General features: G+C 60.4%; 4 protein-coding genes. All 4 read right to left on the bottom strand.

The window, feature by feature from the left end; genetic code table 11:
- Window positions 1-206: 206 nt before the first annotated feature.
- Entirely contained in the window at window positions 207-2039 is a 1833-nt protein-coding gene (locus tag ACTF58_RS11260; RefSeq protein WP_438992073.1) for an ABC transporter ATP-binding protein, read from the bottom strand.
- Window positions 2039-3901, bottom strand: a complete 1863-nt coding sequence (locus tag ACTF58_RS11255) for an ABC transporter ATP-binding protein (RefSeq protein WP_438992072.1) — start codon at window positions 3899-3901, stop codon at window positions 2039-2041. Before ACTF58_RS11255 ends, ACTF58_RS11260 begins: the two co-directional genes overlap by 1 nt.
- Before the next feature lie 331 nt (window positions 3902-4232).
- On the bottom strand, window positions 4233-5357 hold the full coding sequence (locus tag ACTF58_RS11250) for a M48 family metallopeptidase (RefSeq protein ID WP_438992071.1): 1125 nt from the start codon (window positions 5355-5357) through the stop codon (window positions 4233-4235).
- Window positions 5357-6457 (bottom strand): YjgN family protein (locus tag ACTF58_RS11245; RefSeq protein ID WP_438992070.1); only part of this gene is annotated, 1101 nt, incomplete at its 5' end. The genes ACTF58_RS11250 and ACTF58_RS11245, both read right to left, overlap by 1 nt.

Here is a 6457-nt window from a genome sequence, read left to right as displayed (position 1 = left end):
GCCTTTTCCGGTCAATTCGCAAACGCGTGACATGGGTTCATCCTCATTTTAGTCTTAGAGCCAGCAATCACTGCGGCCATATAATAGGACGCCGAAAAGCGGCCTCCGTGAATTCTGTTTGGTGTCATTAGGCGGAATCACCTGCCCCGTCAAGCCGATAGAGGCGCTGTTTGCACAGATTTCGCCATGGTTTTTGTAGCAGATGCCTAGCTGGCCAGAAAGCCGCCTGACTGATGCGCCCAAAGCTCCGCATAGATCCCGCCTTTTGCGATGAGGGCGTCATGTGTGCCTTGCTCAACAATCGCGCCCTCACGCATCACGATAATGCGGTCCATGGCGGCGATGGTTGAGAGGCGGTGGGCGATGGCGAGCACGGTCTTGCCTTCCATCACACGCGTCAGCGCGGTCTGGATCGAGGCTTCGACTTCGCTATCGAGCGCGCTTGTGGCCTCATCCAGCACAAGAATCGGTGCGTCCTTCAGAATCGCGCGGGCCAGAGCGATGCGTTGGCGCTGACCGCCCGAGAGCTTGACGCCGCGCTCGCCGAGATGGGCGTCATAGCCGCGACGGCCCTGCCCGTCTTCAAGTGTTTCGATAAAGTCCTGCGCTTCGGCTTTGGTGACGGCGGCGCGGAGCGTGGCTTCGCTTGCATCCTCGCGGCCATAGGTGATGTTGTCACGCGCCGAGCGGTTGAAAAGCGCGGTTTCTTGCGTGACCATGCCAATGGCGCGGCGCAGGCTTGGCTCTGTCACATCTGATATGTCTTGCCCGTCAATCGTGACTCGGCCTGCTTCTGGATCATAAAGCCTGAGCAAAAGAGACACGAGCGTGGACTTGCCCGCGCCAGAGGCGCCGACGATACCAAGCTTTTCGCCAGCTTTGATGTTGAGTGAGATGCCGTTGACCCCGCCAATCTCGCGGCCGTAGGAGAACGTCACATTCTCAAACCTGATTTCACCTTTGGGAACGGTAAGCGCGCCCCCTGCCCCAGCGCGCAGGCGTTTGGCGGGGGCGAGTGTGCGCATCCCGTCTTCCACCTCGCCGAGGTGCATATAGATTGTCATCAAGACAAAGCTGATCCAGCCCGACATTTGCGCAAGGCGGATGGAGACCGCGCCTGTGGCCGCGATATCGCCTGGGGTGACGCCACTGTCGCGCCAGAGGAGCGCAGCCCCGAGCAGCGCCACAGGCAGGCAGCCTGCAATAAAGATCAGACCATAGCGGAAGACAGAGGACAGCTCGCCAAAATCCACCGCGCGTTCGCGCAGGGTTTCGAGCACATCGGCTGTGGCCGCTTCTTCAACGGCGTCGCCTGCGAAGAGCTTCACTGTTTTGATATTGGTGATCGTGTCGACCACCTGCCCTGACACCATGGCTTGGGCCGCGGCGCGCACTTTGGAGCGGGCGCGGATGCGCGGCAAAAAATAGCGCAGATAGCCGCCATAGAGCATGATCCAGCCAAAGAGAATGAGCAGAAGCCGCAGATCAATCGCCGCGACGAGAAGGGCCGAGCCGACGACAGAGGCGAGCGCAAAGAGGATCGCGTTGACCGTCTCGATCACCACCTCGGTGAGCGAGCGCGTGGCTTGCACCTGTTTTTGCGCAAGGCGACCTGCGTAGTCGTCGTCAAAATATCCGACCGACTGGCCGAGCGTCCAGCGGTTGAGCCGTCCGAGAATTTGTTTGAAGAGATTGGGGCCGAGGATCACCGACTGGAAGGCCGCATTGAGGCCAAAAAACGCAGGGCGCAGGCCGATCAGCAAGAAGACGCCAAAGGCCAGAAGCCAGATATGGTTGCCCAAGGGGGCGTTGCTGGCTGTGAGGTCTACGACCTCGCCGAGCACATACATGGAGAGGACTTCGGAGGCCCCAGAGAGCGCCGATATAAAGCCTGCCAGAGCGATCACGGGCCACGCGCCCGAAATGCACCAGCGCGCAAACCCCCAAAGTTCGGTGGGCGGCGCGCCGCGCGCGGGGCGTGATGGGTCAATCAGGCTTGCGGCCTTCCAAACCATCCGTTGATAGGCGGTGTCGGCCATTAGCTTGCCTCCTCGGTGCCTTGCGTTTCGTCGCCAAGGAACCCGCCCGACTGGCGCGCCCAAAGATCGGCATAGACCCCGCCGCGCGCCAGCAGCTCGGTGTGCGTGCCGTCCTCAAGGATGAGGCCTTTGTCCAGAACCACGATCCGATCCATCTGGGCGATGGTGGAGAGGCGGTGGGCGATGGCAATCACGGTTTTGCCGCGCATCATGCTATAGAGCGTGTCCTGAATGGCGGCCTCGACTTCGCTGTCGAGCGCACTTGTGGCCTCATCCAGCAAGAGGATCGGCGCGTTTTTGAGGATCACGCGGGCAAGTGTGATGCGCTGGCGCTGCCCGCCTGAAAGCTTGACGCCACGCTCGCCAACATGGGCAGACATACCGCGGCGGCCCTCGGGGTCTTGCAATGTGTCGATGAACTCGAGCGCCTCGGCCTCTTTGGCGGCCTGCCAGATTTCGGCATCTGTCGCCTCAGGGCGGCCATAGGCGATATTTTCGCGCAAAGACCTGTGCAGAAGCGAGCTGTCCTGCTGCACCATGCCGATCTGGCGGCGCAGGCTGTCTTGGGTCACGCGGGCGATGTCCTGACCGTCAATCAGGATGCGGCCTGCTTCGGCGTCATAAAACCGCAGGAGCAGCTTAACGAGCGTCGACTTGCCCGCCCCCGAGCGCCCGACGAGGCCGACTTTTTCGCCCGGCTGAATGGTCAGGTTGACGCCCTCCAAGCCGCCGATGTCGCGGCCATAGCGGTGGGTCAGGTTTTCGATTTTAATTTCGCCTTGGGCGATGGCAAGCGGCTTGGCCTCGTCGTGATCGACCAGATCAATCGGTTGGGCAATGGTTTCCATGCCTTCGGCAACAACGCCGAGCTGGCGGAAAAACGAGGTGAGCGCCCACATGATCCAGCCTGTCATCGCGTTGAGGCGCAGCGTCAGCGCCGAGGCCGCCGCGACGACGCCGACGGAGGCTGTGCCCTGCATCCAGAGATAGATCGCCCAGCCGACCACGCCGACGATCAGCACGCCGTTGAGCAGGGTCAGCACAAAATCCATCACCGAATAGATCCGCATTTCTTCAATAAAGGTGCGGCGGGCCTCCTCAATCGCTTCACGGGCAAAATTGATCTCGCCGTCGTGATGGGCGAACATTTTGACCGAGTGGATATTGGTATAGCTGTCGACCACGCGGCCTGTGACAGCGGAGCGGGCGTCAGAGGCCTTTTGCGAGGCGGGGCCAACGCGTTTCAGCGTCCATTGCATGAGCAAGCCATAGCCAACGAGCCAGATCGCGAGCGGCAGCATCAGGCGCATATCGGCGCCGTAAAGCAGGACCGCCGCGCCGACGATATAGGCGACAGAATAGGTGAGCGCGTCAAAGACCTGAAACACCGCCTCGCCTGCCGCGGGAGGTGTTTGCATGATGCGGTTGGCAATACGGCCTGCAAAGTCGTTTTCAAACCAGCCGACGGACTGGCGCAAAACGTGATTGTGCGCCCGCCAGCGCACCAATGTGCCAAGATTGGGCAGGATGGTATTGTTGAGCAGCAGCACATCAAGGAACTGGATGGCAGGGCGGATAAGCAGCACAAAGAGCGCCAGCCCGATCAGGAAGCCGCCATGCGCGCTCCAGACCTCGGCGGGCGTGCCTGTGAGCACATCCACGAGCCAGCCTGTGTAATAGATCAGGGCTATTTCGATGGCGGCGACGACGACCGAGAGAAGACCTGCGGCCCAGAACACGCGTTTGAAGGGCTGTGTATAGCCGAGCATAAAGCGCCAGAGCGTTTTGGGCGGCACATCTTCGCGCGGATAGGCTGTATAGGGGTCAACGAGGGTTTCGAAATAGGTGAAGAGCTTTTTCATGGTATCGGCCTTGGACAAGAGGAGGTGCCGCGCAGAGTGGCGCGGACGTCAGAGGTTTTCGCCGGGGGTCTGGCGATCACCCGGTCTTGTTCCAGAGTCCGTAAAACATGGGTCCCTCCTTCGTTCACCTGTGAAGGGTAGCGGAGCGCTGACGGGGTGTCACCCCTAGAAGTGCCGTGTTGATTTTAGGTTTTGCGCCTTGGCTGCGCCAAGTCGCGGTGGCGGGGGACCAGTCCCCCAGATTCAAAAGCTATAGGGCTTTTGAATCCTCCCCCTGGGATATTTCTAGAAAGAGGAAGGAGGATCAACGGGTGCAAAGGGGGCGCAGCTGTCAGTCGCAGATGGCTTTGAGGGCGGCCCATTCTTCTTGGGTGAGGACCGGAGTTGTTCGGGGCTGGGTCGCGGCATGGCTGCGCGATTTTTCAGCGCGCTCTTTTGAGGGCGGGTGCGTGTTGAGATAGGCTGGGAGGGCTGGCCCGCCGTTTTGCAAGCCAAGCATATACTCAAAGAAGCTGGCGAGGCCTTCAGAGGTGACCTCGGCGTCATGGAGCGCCTCAAGGGCGAAATCATCGGCGCGGATTTCGGCCTCGCGGGTGTAGCTTGTCGAGATGAGATGCTCGGTGACGAGAACCGCCAGAGTGCCGCCTGAGAAGTCGCCCAGAACCATAGAGAGCAGGCCGGCCGAGCCGGCGGCCCGCAGGGCGCCTATGGTGGCGTCACGGTTTTCGACATGGCCGATTTCATGGGCGAGCACGCCGGCGACAGCGTCGGCGCTTGTGGCTTTGTCAAGCAGGCCGCGCACAATCACGATCTGGCCACCGGGCGCTGCGAAGGCATTGACCATCTCATGATCAAAGACCTTGATATCAAGCGCATATTCCATCTCGCGGCCGCTCGTCAGGCGCGCCTCCATTTTGCGCAGAGCGGCGAGGCCTGCTTCGTTTTTGCAGGTGAGATCCGCCTCTGTGGAGCCTGAAAGAAACCACTCCATCTGGGTGACCACAGCGCGGCCGAACTGGACCTCGCGCTCGCGCGGCATCATATAGGCGAGGCTTGTGGCCATGGCGGGCAGGATCACAAAGATCATGGCCACCACAGCGACCACGGCGAGAGTGAGCTTTGTCACCACGCGCGCGCCTGTGCCTTTGTGGCTGTCACGGCGCGCCAGATTGGGCGCGGCGGCGCGCAGGGCGGCATTCATGACGCCGTCGCGGCAAGAGAGACGCGCCTCACGGTGCATGGTTTCGTCTTCGCTTGCCGTGTGGCGTGCGAAGGTCAGCCAGCCGCCTTCGGGCTGATCGCGCAAGAGGCGCAGCTCGGCGAGGGGCCATTCCTCTGGCTGCACGAGGGCGTCGCCATCGAAGCTGAGAACCCCCCGCGCTTCATCAAGGCGCAGGGTGACTGTGTGTTTGGCGGCGGATGAGCCGTCAAAGAAGCTGCCCACCGCTTCCAGCATCAGATTGCGCCGCCGATGTCGAGCGCATCGGCAAAGCCTTCCGCATCGACGCCTGTTTCTGTGGCGCGCTGCTGGATCTCATCAAGCGCCTCGGCGTTGTGAACCGAAAAGTTTGTGATGAAATGGGCAATCGTAGGCTGGGTTATAAAAACCAGCGCCATCGCCCCCAAGAGCACCAGCGCAAAAATATAGATCACCCCTCCGAAGAGCCCCACGAGGCCCATGTTGCTGACATTCAGCAGGCTCATCAGGCCCGAGAGCAGAGCTGTTGCGGTAAATGACATCACGGCCACGACGAGGGACATGAGAAGCGAGCCGATAATATAGATTTTGATGACTTCGCCTGTTGTGGGCGTGGCTGTGAAAGTGATCTTCTGACCTAGAGTGCGGTGGGCGGCCATGTAACGGAAGCTGTGGACACGATAGTAGACGAAGCCGACCATGAGCCAGATATACCCGATCACGCCACCCAAAACCGCAAGACCAGCGGCCCCCATCACGCTGCCAGAGAGCAAAGCGAGCAGGACCACGCCAAAGCCGATAAACATATGTTTGGCCGCGCCGTAGAGCGCTGTCCATGCGCCGCCCTGCTCAAAGCGGGCATCGCCAAAGGAGCTACGGTCGGCCATGTATTTTTCAAGCTTGAAGGTGCCAAGCGGTAGGAGCGCGCCAAAGCTCAGAAGCGTGAGAAGCCCATAGCCGATGGCGCGTGCAGCATAGCCCCATGCGCCTTTTTCCATGCCAAAGCGCACGCCCCGCCAGCGGGTACGGGCCATTTTGTAGCGGCGGGCGCGATATGTGGCGTAAAATATCAGCGGCAGCAAGGCAAAGAGGTTGATGTAAATCAGGGCATTCAGGGCAAGTATTCCTTGCGGTGTCTCCAGATCGACAGAGTAGCTCAGACCCAAAAAGAAGAGCAGCATTTGCACGACGCCCAGATAAATCGCGAGGGCCACAATCGCGACGAGAAACCCGAGAAACTTCTCAAGGCCTGTGCCCGTGTATTCAAATGCGTCGCCATCGCCGACTGTGGAGGACCAGATATATTTGCGGATGCGCGTTTTGCCCCAGAAGCGGTAAATACCGAGTGTCACAAATGT

Source organism: Lentibacter sp. (assembly GCF_965657785.1).
Classification (GTDB): domain Bacteria; phylum Pseudomonadota; class Alphaproteobacteria; order Rhodobacterales; family Rhodobacteraceae; genus Lentibacter.
Note: the sequence above shows the minus strand (reverse complement) of the source record. Positions and strands in the feature narration are given on the sequence as shown.